Source organism: Enterobacter cloacae complex sp. I3, assembly GCF_014896175.1.
GTDB lineage: Bacteria > Pseudomonadota > Gammaproteobacteria > Enterobacterales > Enterobacteriaceae > Enterobacter > Enterobacter bugandensis.
Window position 1 is genome coordinate 96,006 of sequence record NZ_JADBQZ010000014.1, and the last position, 13,768, is coordinate 109,773.

A 13,768-nucleotide genomic window follows, 5' to 3' on the forward strand; every position below is an offset into this window, starting at 1 on the left:
AAAATATGCCATTTGTTCATGTTATGACCTGGCCTGCGAAAGATGAAAATCAAATCATCAGACTCCAGGAAGATATTACATTTGCCGTTCACAAAAACACGGGTGCGCCGCTGGATAAAATTTCCGTGGTGGTTTCTGAAATTGCGCCTTCTCGCTGGGCGGATGCAGGCGTGTCTGGTACGGATAGAGATTTTCCGGTTAAGAGTCGAAGAAAAAACTACGAGGAATAAAGTTTGCGTAAACATGCCGCTTTTTTTGATGTTGATGAAACGCTTATAAATATTAAAAGCATGTTTGATTTCTATGATTTCTGGTGCAGGGAAAATAATCAAAACGATCGTCTTCAACGCTATATGTCTCGTTTTCGCACCGACGTGAAAAACGGCGTGCCAAGGGAAGCCCTGAACAGAGATTATTATCGTCAGTTTAAAGGTGTGTCTTGTCGTTATCTGGAAGAAATGGGTGAGAAGTGGTTCAGGCGTAAGCTGGAAAGCGATTTTTTTATTGAGAGTGCTGTTTCAGCCCTTAAAAAGCATCAGAACCAGAACATGTATACCGTATTTATATCGGGCTCTATGCTTCCGATTCTTTCACCCATTGCAAAATATCTTGGAGTAACGGAAGTACTCTGTGCGCCGGTGATAATAAATGACGAAGGTGAGTTGACGGGTGAAATCGGCCTGCCTCAAACAATTGGAACAGGTAAAAAAGACGCGCTTATCGCCTTTTGCGATGATAAAGAGATTAACCCCGTGGATTGTTATGCCTACGGCGACGATCTTTCGGATATTCCAATGCTGGAAGCCACTGGCCATCCCGTCTGTGTGGGAGAGCATTCCGCGCTTACCAGATATGCAACTGAAAAAAATTGGCACATTATTTAAATCCTTATTGAGGTAAGTAGTATGACTTCAGAACTCACTCCGCAGAATATGACGTTAAGGTCATGGCTAGCTTTATTCATTCTGGCTATTTCAACCTTTACTATTGTCACCACCGAACTGGCGCCAGTCGGATTATTAACGCCAATCGCAGAAGGGCTACAGTCTTCGGAATCTGCGGTGGGCATGACCGTGTCGCTTTATGCCTGGGTGGGGGCGTTGAGTGCGCTGTTTGCCTCCGTCTTTTTAGGGAATGTGGCCAAGAAGCGGCTTTTACTTGTGCTCACCGTGGTACTTCTGATCTCTAACGTTATGGCTGCGACGGTAAACGTCTATAGCATGCTGCTTAGCGCCCGCGTACTGGGAGCGCTCGCTCACGGCGCATTCTGGGCGATGATCGGCGCAACGGCGGTGGCTATGGTCCCTGCCAGATATATAGGGGCGGCGACGTCAATCGTATTTGGTGGTGTTTCCGCAGCAAGCGTTTTTGGCGTACCGGTATCCAACTATATTGGTATTCACTTCGGCTGGCGGCAGGCATTTTGGCTGATGGCCGCGCTGAGCGTAATTGCCTTTGTGGGTATTAGCGTTCTTGTTCCCAGGATTACCAGCAAAAGTGCGCTCGGGCTGGATGCGCTTAAAGGCGTGCTGAAATCGTCAACATTATGGAAAATTTACTCAGCAACCTTGCTGGCTGTGACGGCTCACTTTGCTGCCTTTACGTACATTGAACCCTGGCTACACACGCAGAGTTTACTGTCCACCACCATTATTCCTGCTGTGCTTTTTGTTTACGGCATCGCGGGTCTGGCAGGTAATTTCCTGACCGGCGTGTTGATTGATAAGTATCTCAAGCTGACGGTCTCTTTGTCTGTACTGCTGATCTGTGCAGTGCTGCTGTTCCTGGGCCTGTCTGGTTCCTCGCTCTCTGCTGCGTTGATATTTACCAGTATGGTTGTCTGGGGTGTCGCCGTATCAGGAATATTTGTCGGTTTCCAGACGTGGGTTTTACGTATGGCAGAGGATAAAGCCTTCCCGGCCTCCGCAATCTACGTTTCATTTTTCAATACCGCCATTGGTATCGGTGCGTCAGTCGGTGCCTGGATGGTTTCATCATTTTCAATGCCGCTCCTGTATATCGTCGCCGGTACGGCCATCGGTCTGTCCGTTCTGCTTGTCGCGGTTATTCCGGCAACGTTGACCGCAAAACAATCCCGTATGGAGAAATCTTATGAGTCAAATTAATGACCGCACGCGCTATGGCAGAGAGATTATGGACCGTCTTGAAGCGGGGCTCGCGGATAAAGTCACCCGCCGCCTGAGCGAGCTGGACCCGGGGCTGCCCGCCCTGATTACCGACTATGCGTTCGGGGATGTGGTGGGTCGTCCGGGACTGGATCTCAAAACGCGCGAAATGTTGACCGTCGCCTCGCTTGTGACGCTGGGTAATGCCATGCCGCAGCTAGAACTGCATATGCGAGGCGCGCTGAATACCGGCGTGACGCCGGAAGAGCTGCTTGAAATTGTGATACAGATGGCGGTATATGCTGGCGTTCCCGCCTGCATGAATGGTCTTACTGCATACCGCGCGGCAATGGCCGCGACGGGCCATACTTTGCCAGGACTGAAGGGAAGTGACGCATGAGCGAGATTGTTATTATTGCAGCCCGCCGCACGGCGACGGGCGCATTTCAGGGCGCGCTTGCGGAGCATTCAGCCTCTGATCTGGGAAGCCGCGTCATTCAGGCGCTCCTGAAAGAATCTGGCGTAGAAGCCAGTGATATCTCTCAGGTCATTATGGGACAGGTTCTTACTGCGGGGTGCGGCCAGAACCCGGCCCGACAGTCGGCACTGAATGCTGGATTGCCCGTAGATACGCAATGTCTGACGGTAAACAAAGTGTGCGGGTCCGGGCTTAAGGCGGTCCATCTTGGCATGCAGGCGCTGCAGACGGGGGAGGCTGAGTTTGTTATCGCCGGTGGTCAGGAGAGTATGTCCAACGCGCCGCATATCGCCACGACGTCGCGTAGCGGAACGCGGCTGGGTAATATTACTCTCAAAGATAGCCTGGTTTCTGACGGGCTCTGGGATGCCTTCAACGATTATCACATGGGTATCACTGCAGAGAATGTTGCGACGGAGTTTGGTGTCAGCCGCGAAATGCAGGATGAATATGCCCTTGTCTCTCACCACAAAGCGCTTGAAGCGCAGGCGCGTGGCATTTTTGAGCGTGAAATTGTCCCGGTTGAATGGCAGACGCGAAAAGGTGAAACGATAAGCGTGGAGAGGGATGAAGGACCCCGTGCAACCAGTATCGAAAAATTGACGAAACTGAAGCCTGTCTTCCGAAAAGAGGGTACGGTGACGGCGGGAAATGCTTCATCGTTGAATGACGGTGCCGCGGCGGTCCTGCTTTGTACGCGTGAGACTGCCGAAGCACGTGGTTTGCCAGTTCTGGCATCGCTGGGCGTATTTTCCAATTCCGGTATCCAGCCGGCATTAATGGGTGCAGCCCCGATTCAGGCCATTGCCGACTGTCTTTCCCGCTCGGGATGGAAGCCTGAGGATGTGGATCATCTCGAATCCAACGAAGCGTTTGCCGCCCAGGCGCTGGCCGTGATTCAGCGGGCCGGGATTTCCCCGGATCGTATCAATCCATACGGCGGGGCAATCGCGCTTGGGCATGCGGTAGGTGCATCCGGCTGCCGAATTTTGGTGACGCTGGTTCATTCCCTGATCCGTAATGATGCCAGGCGTGGCGTTGCCGCACTGTGCGTTGGCGGCGGGGAAGGCGTCGCGTTGAGCGTTTATCGCTAACGGCGTTTCCGTAGAAATAAAAAAACCGGGGAAACCCGGTTTTTTTATTTCCAAGATGCCGTATCAGGCATTCACGCCCTTCATACCCTCGGCAGAATAACGATCGCCTTTAATCGCTACCCGGCGATGAAGGTTGTTCAACGATTCGATATCGCTCTTCTCAAGCACAATATCGGCAGCGCGCGCGTTCTCGGCCAGATAGCTGACGTGCTTAGTACCCGGAATGGGAACCAGCCGATCGTATTGTGCTAACAGCCAGGCAAGCGCAATCTGACCTGCGGTACAGCCGTATTTTGTCGCCAGCGGGGTAATGATATCGAGCAACTGGCGATTATGATCGAGGCTGGACTGAACAAATCGTTCGTTATTCTTGCGGAAATCACCTTCTGCAAAAACGTTGTTGTTCAGGTATTTTCCCGTCAGGAAGCCTCTGCCAAGAGGTGAGTAGGGCACCAGGCCGATACCTAGCGCTTTCACGACCGGCAAAATGTTTTCCTCAATGTCTCGTGTCCACAGAGAATATTCTGTTTGCAATGCGGTGACCGGATGCACCGCATGCGCCCGTTGCAGCGTTGAAGCCGACACTTCGCAAAGGCCGATGTGGTTGATCTTGCCCTCTTTAACAAGGGTGCGCAGACAATCCATACTCTCTTCGATCGGGGTTGCGTTACTCACTCTGTGAAGATAAAAGAGGTCGATTCGCTCCACGCCAAGCCGCTTAAGGGATTCGTTACAGCAGCGGATGATATAGTCCGGCGTATTGTTGATGGTGCGGGCGTAGGACTCGTCAGGAGAGCGATCGATGCCGCACTTCGTGGCGATTTTGAACTGGTCGCGAGTGTTTTTATCCAGCCCGGCAAGAAAGTGACCGATTAGCCTTTCATTATGGCCACGGCCATATAAATTTGCGGTATCAATAAACGTCACGTTCAGATCGATGAGGTTATGCAATACCTGCAGTGAGCCTTTGTCATTAGTCTGGCCATAAAATTCACTCAGACCCATGGCACCGTAGCCGACGGCACTGACGGTAAGATTTTGAGATAAAGTACGTGTTTTCATAGTTTCTCCTTTTCAGACGCTATGATTGTTTCACCTCAATTGTGGTTACTGAATTTTCATTTTCGTTATGCTGAAAAGGTATCAGTCACCGCCGATCTGTCTTCCGAATCATTAAAAACGACAAAAGTTGTCTAAACGTTAAATTCGTCACACTTTTGATGATAAACTGCGCGACTTTTCTGCACGTTTTTATCTTCAGGTGACGCCATGACAGAACATATCCAGCCCTCGACCAGACCGCAGACCAGCGAGGTTTCACGCCCCAACTGGTCGGCGGTTTTCTCCGTGGCGTTCTGCGTCGCCTGCCTGATTACCGTTGAGTTTCTACCGGTGAGCCTGCTGACGCCGATGGCGCAGGATCTGGGCATTTCCGAAGGCGTGGCGGGGCAGTCCGTTACCGTCACCGCCTTTGTGGCGATGTTCGCCAGCCTGTTTATCACGCAGGTGATTGGCGCGATTGATCGCCGCAAAGTGGTCATTCTGTTCAGCGTGCTGCTGACGCTCTCCTGCCTGCTGGTCTCTTTCGCGGAAAGCTTCACCCTGCTGCTGCTCGGTCGCGCCTGTTTGGGGCTGGGATTAGGCGGCTTCTGGGCGATGTCGGCCTCGCTGACCATGCGCCTGGTGCCCGCGCGCACCGTGCCAAAAGCGCTGTCCGTTATCTTCGGCGCGGTCTCTATTGCGCTGGTGATTGCCGCGCCGCTGGGCAGCTTCCTTGGTGGGATTATCGGCTGGCGTAACGTCTTTAACGCGGCGGCAGTGATGGGTGTGCTCTGCATTATCTGGGTGTGGAAGGCGCTGCCGTCCCTGCCGGGCGAAGCGGCGCACCACAAACAGAACATGTTCGCGCTGCTCAAGCGTCCGGGCGTGCTGGCGGGGATGACCGCCATCTTTATGGCCTTTGCCGGGCAGTTTGCCTTTTTCACCTACATCCGTCCGGTGTTTATGACCATGGCGGGCTTTGACGTGGACGGCCTGACGCTGGTGCTGCTGAGCTTCGGTATCGCCAGCTTTATCGGCACGTCGCTGTCGTCCCAGTTCCTGAAGCGCTCCCTGAAGGTGGCGCTGGCGGGTGCGCCGTTGCTGCTGGCGGTGAGTGCCACGGTGCTGATTCTGTGGGGTAGCGACAAATGGGTTGCCTCGGCGATTGCGATTATCTGGGGCTTTGCCTTTGCGCTGGTACCGGTGGGCTGGTCGACGTGGATCACCCGAACGCTTGCCGATCAGGCGGAAAAAGCCGGGTCGATTCAGGTGGCGGTGATCCAGCTGGCGAACACCTGCGGTGCGGCCATTGGCGGCGTGGCGCTCGACCATCTGGGGCTGACGTCGCCGCTGGTGATTTCCGGCACGCTGATGCTGCTGACCGCGCTGCTGGTGGCGGGAAAGGTTAAGGCGAAGTAGTGTTTTTCTCCCTCTCCCGTGGGAGAGGGTTGGGGTGAGGGCATCAGGCTACGCCGATGCCTTAACCCTTCTACGCGAATCCATCGAAATCAGCACCACCGACGACACAATCAGCAGCGTCCCCAGCCAGTCCGGCAGCGTAAACGCCACGCCAAGCAACACCACCGACAGCAACGCGCTGCTCAGCGGCTCGGCGCAGCTCAGAATGCTCGCCTTCGGCCCGCCGATCATCTGCGCGCCCTTCAGGTACAGGCTGAACGTCAGCGCCGTGCCGATCACCACCAGGTAGAAAAACGCCAGCAGCAGGCCGCCGTCAATCACGAAAGTGGTGCCGCGCCCGGCGTAGAACGGCGTCAGCATTAACCCGGCAATCAACATGCTCCAGCCGACAATCGGCAGCGTGCCGTAGCGGGCAATCAGCGCTGACGGATAGGTTGTGTAAAACGCGGCGGCAAACGCCGAGGCGATGCCGAAGAACAGCGCGGCAGGGGAGATGGAGAGCGAGGTTGGGTCGCCGTGTGTCACCAGCAGGAAGGTGCCGATCAACGACGTAAAAATCGCTGACAGGACAAACACGCCGGGACGCGTTTTCCGCGCCAGGGCGAACCACGCCACAATGATGGTCGGCGACAGAAACTGGAGCACGGTCGCCGTAGCGGCGTTGGATTTTTCAATCGTCAGCAGGAAGGTGAGCTGCACGGTGAGCGCGCCGACCAGCGAGAAAAACAGCAGACTGAGCGCGTCTTTACGATGCTTGATGATCGAGAAAATCTTGTCGCCGTGAACGAAGGAGAGCGTCAGCAGGATCACGCCGGTAAACAGCAGGCGAACCATGGTCAGGTAAGGCGAAGAAATGTGGCTTTTCTCCATGATGTACTGCGCGCAAACTCCGGAACTGCCCCATAAAACGGCGGCGATCAGGACGTTCAGCATCCCTTTGCGTGTGGAACCCATTTTCTCCCCTGCTATGTTGTCGTTAATTGGCCAACAGCATAGCATGGTTGTGTGCGGCCTGATGCCCTCACCTCGGCCCTCTCCCACGGGGAGAGGGGGAAAACCGTAGGCCGGGTAAGCGTAGCGCCACCCGGCATGTTGTTGACCTTAGAACCACGCCTCCCACATCGCGCCGACGTTGAAGTCGTCGAGCGTCTCGTCTTTGGTATTGTTCACGCGCGCGGTGCGTTCATTATCCACCTTGCCGCCGGTGACGTAGAAGCGCAGCATCGGACGGAACTCCGGCCCCATGGAGATAGACATGTTCTGCGACAGGGTCAGCTTCCAGCCCTTGTTGTCGCCGCCGTTATCGTAGTCAACGTGCTGCCAGCCTGCTTCCAGCCAGGTGGAGTGAACGTCGTTCCACCAGTGCATCGGGCGCACGATGGCGTTGTAGTTCTTGCGGTTGTCGGTCTTATCGCGGCTGTTGTCGTAGTCGTGGAAGGCGAGGATGTACTCCACCTGCGTGGCCTGAGTGAATTTATACAGCCCTTCGAAGCTGGCGTAGACCGTGGTCAGATCTTCGGTTTTGTTGAATACGCTGTTATCCGCGTTATCGGAGTAGCGGGCGATCACCTTGTTCACGCCGCTGTCGTTGGTGTGGCTCAGCACCACGCCGCCCTGCCAGGCGTTCAGGCGTTCGTCGCTTTCAACCGCTTTCGAATCAAAGCCATAGTTGGCGTACAGCTCCATGTCGATCGGGCCGAGCTTCATGCCGTGGATTTTGGAGGTCGCGGCGTAGTTGCCCTTGTCGCCCGTGCCGGAACCGCCGGTACAGGTGATGCGCGACGGGTTCGCTTCATCTTCCATCACTTCCGGGCTACAGGATTCGACTGCCGCCACGGCAGCCACGTCAAACTGCACGCCGCCGATGTCGAAGTTCTTCACCCCGGCGCCCTGGCCGTCGTGGTTCATCCAGAAGTAATCGTTGATGCCCTGCTGCGGACGCTGGTGGAAGTCACGACCGGCCCAGAAGTAGGCATTTGGGTTGGAGGCCATAATGTTGGTCACCCCCGCGTAGGCTTTTTTCAGGTTAACCTCGTCGCCCCAGTGGTCGATCATCACGTTGATGTCCCAGATGGCGCCGTTGTCCCCTTTGAAGGCCTTGGAGAGCTGGAATTCCCCACCGTTACCTTCGTTACCCAGACGACCAATCGCGGACGCGCCGTTGTAGGAGCCGTCCACCGCCACGTATTTCTGATCGGCGGCCTGGAAGTGCGCGCCGTAGCGGGCGTAGCCGGTAAATTTAATCCCGAATGGGATCGCCATATCCGGGGATTGCGCCGCGCTTTGCGGCTCGGTTACCACGTCCGCTTTTTTCGCAACCGCCGCATCCATTTTGGCCTGACGCTCGGCCAGAGCTTTATCTACCGCTTTCGCCACAATGGCGTCGATTTGCTCTTGGGTAAATTCTTGTGCGAGTACGGAAATTGGGCAAAGCGCGGCGATAACCGCCATGGTTAATGGAAGTTTTTTAATCGTATTCATGGTTATCTCAATATAGTTTAATTTTATTCAGACAATAACCATCCCGCTCCGATCTGACAGAGTATGTCGCTATCATCAGAACAAGTGGATCTCTATTTAGGGTACAGAGGTATTACATTAACTTTATTTCGCCATAGACTATCTCTGATATAAATGAATAATTTCTTCAGACAGTTCACGCGCTAATAAGGAATTCATTAAATGATCCTGCGCGTGCACCATGATTAACGTCATCGGCTGGCGGCCTTCGCCCGCATCCTGCTCGATCAGTTTGGTCTGCATCTTGTGCGCCAGGCGCGCGTAGCCGTCGGCTTCGCGCAGCAGGCTTTTGGCTTCGTCGATGTTGCCCTGACGCGCCGCGTGCAGCGCTTCAAAGCACAGGCTGCGGGACTGTCCGGCGTTGACGATAATTTCCATTACGGCTTCTTCTAGTGCGATCATCATTATTACTCTTTTTCAAAACTATTATTTAAGGCGGTGGCGGCAAACCACTCTCCGCTTTTCTTAATGGTGCGCTGCTGCGTTTTTAAATCGAGCTGGATAAATCCGTAGCGGTTTTTATAGGCATTACACCACGACCAGTTATCAATAAACGTCCACATGTGGTAGCCAAGACAATTGCACCCTTCGCTAATCCCTTTATGCAGCCACGATAAATGCTCAGAAATAAAATCGATGCGGTATTGATCGTTAATCTGGCTGTTTTCAATAAAGCGCTGCTCGTTTTCGACGCCCATGCCGTTTTCAGAAATAAAGCAGCGAGGGTTGCCGTAATTGTCGCGCAGGTTGACCAGAATATCGTAAATTCCCGGCTCGTAAATTTCCCAGCCGCGGTACGGGTTCATCTTACGGCCCGGCATCTCGTAGCTATCAAAGAACCACTCCGGCATAAACGGCGCCTGCGGGTTCACCGCGCTGTCGCGACACTTCACGCGACGCGGCTGATAGTAGTTCACGCCGAGCAGGTCGATTTTTCCTTCCGCAATCAGGAAGCCGTCTTCCGGCTTGCAGGCGGGCAGCTGGTCGTAAGATTTCAACAGCGCCACCAGATCCGCCGGGTATTCGCCGCGCAGGACCGGGTCAAGGAAGCTGCGGTTAAACATCAGGTCCGCGATGTGCGCCGCCTTCACGTCCGCTGGGTTCTGCGAACGCGGGTACGACGGCGTCAGGTTCAGCACGATGCCGATCTCCCCCGCGTAATGCCCGGCGCGGTAAGCCTGAACGGCCTTCGCGTGGGCCAACACGGTGTGATACGCCACGGTGGCCGCCCGGCGGAAATCCACCACGTTCGGATAGTGGAAGTCGTACAGATAACCGCCTTCCACCGGCACGATCGGCTCGTTGAAGGTAAACCAGTGCAGTACGCGGTCGCCAAACAGCTCGAAGCAGATCTGCGCATAGCGGGCGTAAGCGTCCACCACGTCACGGTTTTCCCAGCCGCCGATTTCCTGCATCGCCATCGGCATGTCGAAATGGAACAGGGTGATAAACGGCGTGATGCCCTGTTCATTCAGCTCATCAATGACCTGATTGTAAAAATCGACCGCTTCCGGGTTCACTTCACCGATACCGTCGGGGATCAGGCGTGCCCAGCTAATCGAGGTACGAAAGCTGTTGTGGTTCAGCTGCTTTAACAGCTGAATGTCCGTTTTCCAGTTTTGATAAAACGTGGAGGTCTGCTGCGGCCCCACGCCGTTGTGAAAACGGTTCGGCTCGCGGGCAAACCAGTAGTCCCAGGTGGTTTCGCCCTCTCTTGCCCCTTCGGTCTGGAGAGCGGAGCTTGCGCTGCCCCACCAGAAGTTATCGGGAAATGCGTATTTCATGTCCTTTCCTCTTTGACTTAATTGCTTGCGGCTTCAGCGGTACCGACGGTTGCCTGGGCCTTCTGCTCTTCGTTTTTCATCAGCGTACGCTCATAGGCGCGCAGGAACGGCAGGTACATCAGCGCGGACATCACCATACAGACCAGGCACATTATCACCGGACTGAGCGCCCAGTTTGCCGCCCATGAGGCACCAATCGGCGCGGGGGTGGTCCACGGGGTTAATGACACCACCTGAGCCAGCCAGCCGAGCTTCGTTGCGCCGTACGCCAGGCAGGCATTGACCAGCGGAACAAACACGAACGGGATAAACAGCATCGGGTTCATGATGATCGGCGCGCCGAACAGAATCGGCTCATTGATGTTAAAGAAGCTCGGCACAATGCCCATTTTGCCGATGGTGCGCAGGTGCGTGGCGCGGCTGCGCAGCAGCAGGAACGCCAGCGGCAGCGTGGAGCCTACGCCACCAATCAGCAGGTAGTGATCCCAGAAGCCCTGCAGGTAAACGTGCGGCAGCGCCGCGCCTGCGGCGAGCGCCGCCTGGTTTGCGGAGAGGTTCGCCATCCAGAATGGGTTCATGATGCCGGTGACAATCAGCGAGCCGTGAATACCGGCAAACCAGAAGATCTGGCACAGCAGCACGGAGAGCAGTATCGCGGGCAGGGAGTCGGATGCGGATACCAGCGGCTCCAGCAGGTGCATGATCGCCTGCGGGATGATCATTCCGGTCTGCGCTTCAATGAACAGGTTCAGCGGGTGCAGCGTACCGATCACCACCATCACCGGGATCAGGATCTCAAACGAACGCGCCACGCCGGTGGGCACTTCCTTCGGCAGGCGGATGGTCACGTTGTTCTGCTTCAGCCACGCATAGACGCGGGTGGCGTAAATCGCGGTGATAAGCGCGGTAAAGATGCCCTGACCGGAGAGATACTGGGTCGAGATTTTACCGTCGGCATACGGCGCGGCGACCAGCAGGAAGGCCATAAAGGCCAGCAGGCCGGACATCACCGGGTCGAGGTTAAACTGACGCCCCAGGCTTGCGCCAATCCCCACCGAAATGAAGAAGGTCATCACGCCCATGCTGAGGTTAAACGGCAGCATCAGCTGCTCGCGGTAGGTCTGGGAGAAATCCAGCCAGCCGCGGGCAAAGCTGTTGGTGGTATCCGCCGAGAACGGCGGGAAGATGAACACCAGCATAAACGAGCCGATGATCATGAACGGCAGCGCGGCGGTAAAGCCGTCGCGAATGGCAATCACATACTTTTGCTGGCCGAGCTTCGCGGCCAGCGGGGTAATTGACTGCTCAATCACCGCGACCATGGATTGATATAACGAACTCATGTGAACACCTTTTAGTGTGCCGCTTCGATGAGCGACAGAGCATAGTCCAGTACTTTATCGCCACGCTGCATGCCGTAGTCCATCATGTCGATGGGCTGCACCGGAATGCCTTTCGTAGCCGCCTTGTCTGAGAGTGTCTGTAACATGTATTTCACTTGCGGTCCGAGAAGTACCACCTGGTATTGCGGAAACTGCGTATCAAATTCGGAAACACCGTACGCATCGATCTTCACCGGCAAACCACGTTCTTTCGCGACATCGACCATTTTGCTGACCAGCAGGCTGGTGGACATCCCGGCAGAGCAACACAGCATAATCTTGAACATCGACAACCATCCTCTAAATGTAAATAGTTATTGCGAGAATGATTGGACATGATACGGAAACCGGTTTCCATTTATAAAAAACAGAACTGTGATAACCATCAAGATCCAATGCTTATGAGGCTAATTAACCGGATGTTGGTCACATAATTTGGCTGTTTTAACATCATTTTGAGTGGAAACGGAAAATCGGTTTCCATGAAAAACGGAAACGGATATACTCCGTTCTGGCTATAATGTGAGCCGTAGCGGTTATGGAATTTGCAGGCGCGAGGTTAGCCTGCCAGGGGAAAGAGATGTCGACAATCAATGATGTATCACGTCTGGCCGGGGTGTCTAAAGCCACGGTATCGCGAGTGTTGAGTGGGTCACGTGGCGTTAAGGAAGCCAGCCGTCAGGCCGTGCTGAAGGCGGTGGATGAGCTGAACTACCGGCCTAACGTGATTGCCCAGTCGCTGCTGAGCCAGTCGACGGGCTGCATTGGGGTGATTTGCGCGCAGGAAAACATTAACCAGACCACCGGTTATCTTTACGCGCTGGAAAAACAGCTCAGCCAGCATCAAAAACACCTGCTGCTGCGCTTCGCCCATAGCAAAGCGGAAGTGATGAATGCTCTTGAAGAACTCTCCTGTGGCCTGTGTGACGACATTCTGGTGATTGGCGCCCGTTTCCCGCTGGACGTGGATATGGAAAACGTCATTCTGGTGGACTGCATGGAGGCTGATAACTCCAACAGCATTCAGTTCGATCACGCCTTTGCCGCCGAAACCGCCTGTAACTATCTGACCAGCCAGGGGCGTCGCCAGATTGCGCTGATCCACCCGCACGGCAGCGGGTTTGCCGACCAGGTGCTGCTTGGCTATAAGCACGCGCTGGAGAAAAATTTCCTGCCCTTTAATCGCAACCTCGTCTTTATGGACGCGACCTCCTCGTCCGTTGCGCTTCAGGAATTACTCAACAACGCGTCCACGCTGAACTTCAACGCGTTACTGGTGGCGGACGAGCAGGAAGCCCAGCGGGTGATCCCGCAGCTGCAGGCGTTTAATAAATCCGTACCGGACGACATTATGGTCTTTAGCCTGGCCGGATCGCTGCACCTGCCGGGTATTCCGGTGATCCCGGCGATTGAATATTCAATGGATGCCATGGCGGCGCGTATCGTAAGCTGGCTGACGGAGAAAACGCAGATGCTCGGGTCCTATGTTCTGCGCGGGGATCTCATCATTCCGGACGTGCGGAAGCGTTAAAACATTTTCCAGGCCGGGTAAGCGCAGCGCCACCCGGCGAGAACTCAATAATCTTCCAGACAATCCACCTGACCAACCGCAGCCCAGTAGGCGTCCAGGTTGTCGCGCTTCACGGCGGTGATGGCGTTTTTGATCAGCAGCTGATTGGCCTCGGACGACAAAATCATCTCCTGCCAGGCCTTATCGCTCTGCTTTTTCTGTGGCGTACAGGTTTTCTTAATATCTTTCAGGACCTGCTGCTTTATTTGCGCCTCTTTCGCCGGATCGTCCTTTTCCTGAGCATGGACAAACGCGGCGAAGAGCAGACAAACCAGCAGGCAGACCAGGTGCGCAGCTTTCATCAACAACCCCCTTTAGACGTCACAGGCTTCCCATGAAATATATCGTTACATT

At 54.8% G+C, this 13,768-nt stretch carries 15 protein-coding genes; 7 read left to right on the plus strand and 8 right to left on the minus strand.

Translation table 11 applies throughout. The annotated features are described in order from the left end of the window. Positions 1-5: 5 nt before the first annotated feature. The 5 genes from IM271_RS12820 to IM271_RS12840 are packed head-to-tail and all read left to right on the plus strand — an operon-like array spanning position 6 to position 3,698. Entirely contained in the window at positions 6-230 is a 225-nt protein-coding gene (locus IM271_RS12820; protein WP_041911708.1) for a 2-hydroxymuconate tautomerase, read from the plus strand. 3 nt (positions 231-233) lie between these two features. After that, positions 234-884 (plus strand): HAD family phosphatase, encoded by a 651-nt coding sequence (locus IM271_RS12825; protein ID WP_028014971.1) that lies wholly within the window; start codon positions 234-236, stop codon positions 882-884. A gap of 21 nt (positions 885-905) precedes the next feature. Beyond that, the gene (locus IM271_RS12830) at positions 906-2,126 is read left to right on the plus strand and encodes an MFS transporter (RefSeq protein ID WP_028014972.1); all 1,221 of its coding nucleotides are present in this window, start codon (positions 906-908) and stop codon (positions 2,124-2,126) included. After that, complete coding sequence (locus IM271_RS12835; RefSeq protein WP_028014973.1) at positions 2,113-2,526, plus strand: carboxymuconolactone decarboxylase family protein; 414 nt, start codon at positions 2,113-2,115, stop codon at positions 2,524-2,526. The genes IM271_RS12830 and IM271_RS12835 overlap by 14 nt, the downstream gene beginning before the upstream one ends. Then, entirely contained in the window at positions 2,523-3,698 is a 1,176-nt protein-coding gene (locus IM271_RS12840; RefSeq protein WP_193052684.1) for an acetyl-CoA C-acetyltransferase, read from the plus strand. The genes IM271_RS12835 and IM271_RS12840 overlap by 4 nt, the downstream gene beginning before the upstream one ends. 63 nt (positions 3,699-3,761) lie before the next feature. On the opposite strand, the gene IM271_RS12845 is transcribed toward IM271_RS12840, so the two are convergent. Continuing rightward, positions 3,762-4,760, minus strand: a complete 999-nt coding sequence (locus tag IM271_RS12845) for an aldo/keto reductase (RefSeq protein WP_193052685.1) — start codon at positions 4,758-4,760, stop codon at positions 3,762-3,764. A gap of 207 nt (positions 4,761-4,967) precedes the next feature. On the opposite strand from IM271_RS12845, the gene nepI reads away from it, so the two are divergent. Beyond that, the gene (gene nepI, locus IM271_RS12850; RefSeq protein ID WP_063437537.1) at positions 4,968-6,158 is read left to right on the plus strand and encodes a purine ribonucleoside efflux pump NepI; all 1,191 of its coding nucleotides are present in this window, start codon (positions 4,968-4,970) and stop codon (positions 6,156-6,158) included. Positions 6,159-6,206: 48 nt separating this feature from the next. Here nepI and IM271_RS12855 read toward each other — a convergent pair whose 3' ends face one another. The 6 genes from IM271_RS12855 to IM271_RS12880 all read right to left on the minus strand — a co-directional run bounded on the left by IM271_RS12855 (position 6,207) and on the right by IM271_RS12880 (position 12,131). Then, complete coding sequence (locus IM271_RS12855) at positions 6,207-7,112, minus strand: EamA family transporter (RefSeq protein ID WP_028014977.1); 906 nt, start codon at positions 7,110-7,112, stop codon at positions 6,207-6,209. 147 nt (positions 7,113-7,259) lie between these two features. Next, positions 7,260-8,639 carry a carbohydrate porin gene (locus tag IM271_RS12860; protein WP_193052686.1) on the minus strand — a complete coding sequence of 460 codons (1,380 nt, stop codon included), beginning with the start codon at positions 8,637-8,639 and terminating at the stop codon, positions 7,260-7,262. Between the two features lie 138 nt (positions 8,640-8,777). Then, positions 8,778-9,080, minus strand: coding sequence for a PTS lactose/cellobiose transporter subunit IIA (locus IM271_RS12865; RefSeq protein ID WP_193052700.1), 303 nt, complete (start codon positions 9,078-9,080; stop codon positions 8,778-8,780). A 5-nt stretch (positions 9,081-9,085) separates the two neighbouring features. Continuing rightward, entirely contained in the window at positions 9,086-10,462 is a 1,377-nt protein-coding gene (locus tag IM271_RS12870) for a glycoside hydrolase family 1 protein (RefSeq protein ID WP_193052687.1), read from the minus strand. Between the two features lie 17 nt (positions 10,463-10,479). Further along, a complete protein-coding gene (locus IM271_RS12875; RefSeq protein ID WP_028014981.1) occupies positions 10,480-11,805 on the minus strand; it encodes a PTS sugar transporter subunit IIC in 1,326 nt (441 codons plus the stop codon). Positions 11,806-11,816: 11 nt separating this feature from the next. Further along, positions 11,817-12,131, minus strand: coding sequence for a PTS sugar transporter subunit IIB (locus tag IM271_RS12880; protein WP_014830072.1), 315 nt, complete (start codon positions 12,129-12,131; stop codon positions 11,817-11,819). 293 nt (positions 12,132-12,424) lie between these two features. Here IM271_RS12880 and IM271_RS12885 point away from each other — a divergent pair, with 293 nt between their 5' ends. Beyond that, on the plus strand, positions 12,425-13,375 hold the full coding sequence (locus tag IM271_RS12885; RefSeq protein WP_028014982.1) for a LacI family DNA-binding transcriptional regulator: 951 nt from the start codon (positions 12,425-12,427) through the stop codon (positions 13,373-13,375). 44 nt (positions 13,376-13,419) lie between these two features. Here the strand turns inward: IM271_RS12885 and IM271_RS12890 are convergent, their stop codons facing one another. After that, positions 13,420-13,716: a YicS family protein gene (locus tag IM271_RS12890; RefSeq protein WP_028014983.1), complete on the minus strand. Its 297-nt coding sequence runs from the start codon at positions 13,714-13,716 to the stop codon at positions 13,420-13,422. Between the last annotated feature and the right edge of the window lie 52 nt (positions 13,717-13,768).

What these genes read in the sequence shown, in the direction of transcription:
- IM271_RS12885 (WP_028014982.1), top strand. Translation starts at nt 12,425, where the DNA reads ATGTCGACAATCAATGATGTATCACGTCTGGCCGGGGTGTCTAAAGCC.
- IM271_RS12845 (WP_193052685.1), bottom strand. Translation starts at nt 4,760, where the DNA reads ATGAAAACACGTACTTTATCTCAAAATCTTACCGTCAGTGCCGTCGGC.
- IM271_RS12860 (WP_193052686.1), bottom strand. Translation starts at nt 8,639, where the DNA reads ATGAATACGATTAAAAAACTTCCATTAACCATGGCGGTTATCGCCGCG.
- IM271_RS12880 (WP_014830072.1), bottom strand. Translation starts at nt 12,131, where the DNA reads ATGTTCAAGATTATGCTGTGTTGCTCTGCCGGGATGTCCACCAGCCTG.
- IM271_RS12855 (WP_028014977.1), bottom strand. Translation starts at nt 7,112, where the DNA reads ATGGGTTCCACACGCAAAGGGATGCTGAACGTCCTGATCGCCGCCGTT.
- IM271_RS12865 (WP_193052700.1), bottom strand. Translation starts at nt 9,080, where the DNA reads ATGATCGCACTAGAAGAAGCCGTAATGGAAATTATCGTCAACGCCGGA.
- IM271_RS12840 (WP_193052684.1), top strand. Translation starts at nt 2,523, where the DNA reads ATGAGCGAGATTGTTATTATTGCAGCCCGCCGCACGGCGACGGGCGCA.
- IM271_RS12820 (WP_041911708.1), top strand. Translation starts at nt 6, where the DNA reads ATGCCATTTGTTCATGTTATGACCTGGCCTGCGAAAGATGAAAATCAA.
- IM271_RS12875 (WP_028014981.1), bottom strand. Translation starts at nt 11,805, where the DNA reads ATGAGTTCGTTATATCAATCCATGGTCGCGGTGATTGAGCAGTCAATT.
- nepI (WP_063437537.1), top strand. Translation starts at nt 4,968, where the DNA reads ATGACAGAACATATCCAGCCCTCGACCAGACCGCAGACCAGCGAGGTT.
- IM271_RS12830 (WP_028014972.1), top strand. Translation starts at nt 906, where the DNA reads ATGACTTCAGAACTCACTCCGCAGAATATGACGTTAAGGTCATGGCTA.
- IM271_RS12835 (WP_028014973.1), top strand. Translation starts at nt 2,113, where the DNA reads ATGAGTCAAATTAATGACCGCACGCGCTATGGCAGAGAGATTATGGAC.
- IM271_RS12870 (WP_193052687.1), bottom strand. Translation starts at nt 10,462, where the DNA reads ATGAAATACGCATTTCCCGATAACTTCTGGTGGGGCAGCGCAAGCTCC.
- IM271_RS12890 (WP_028014983.1), bottom strand. Translation starts at nt 13,716, where the DNA reads ATGAAAGCTGCGCACCTGGTCTGCCTGCTGGTTTGTCTGCTCTTCGCC.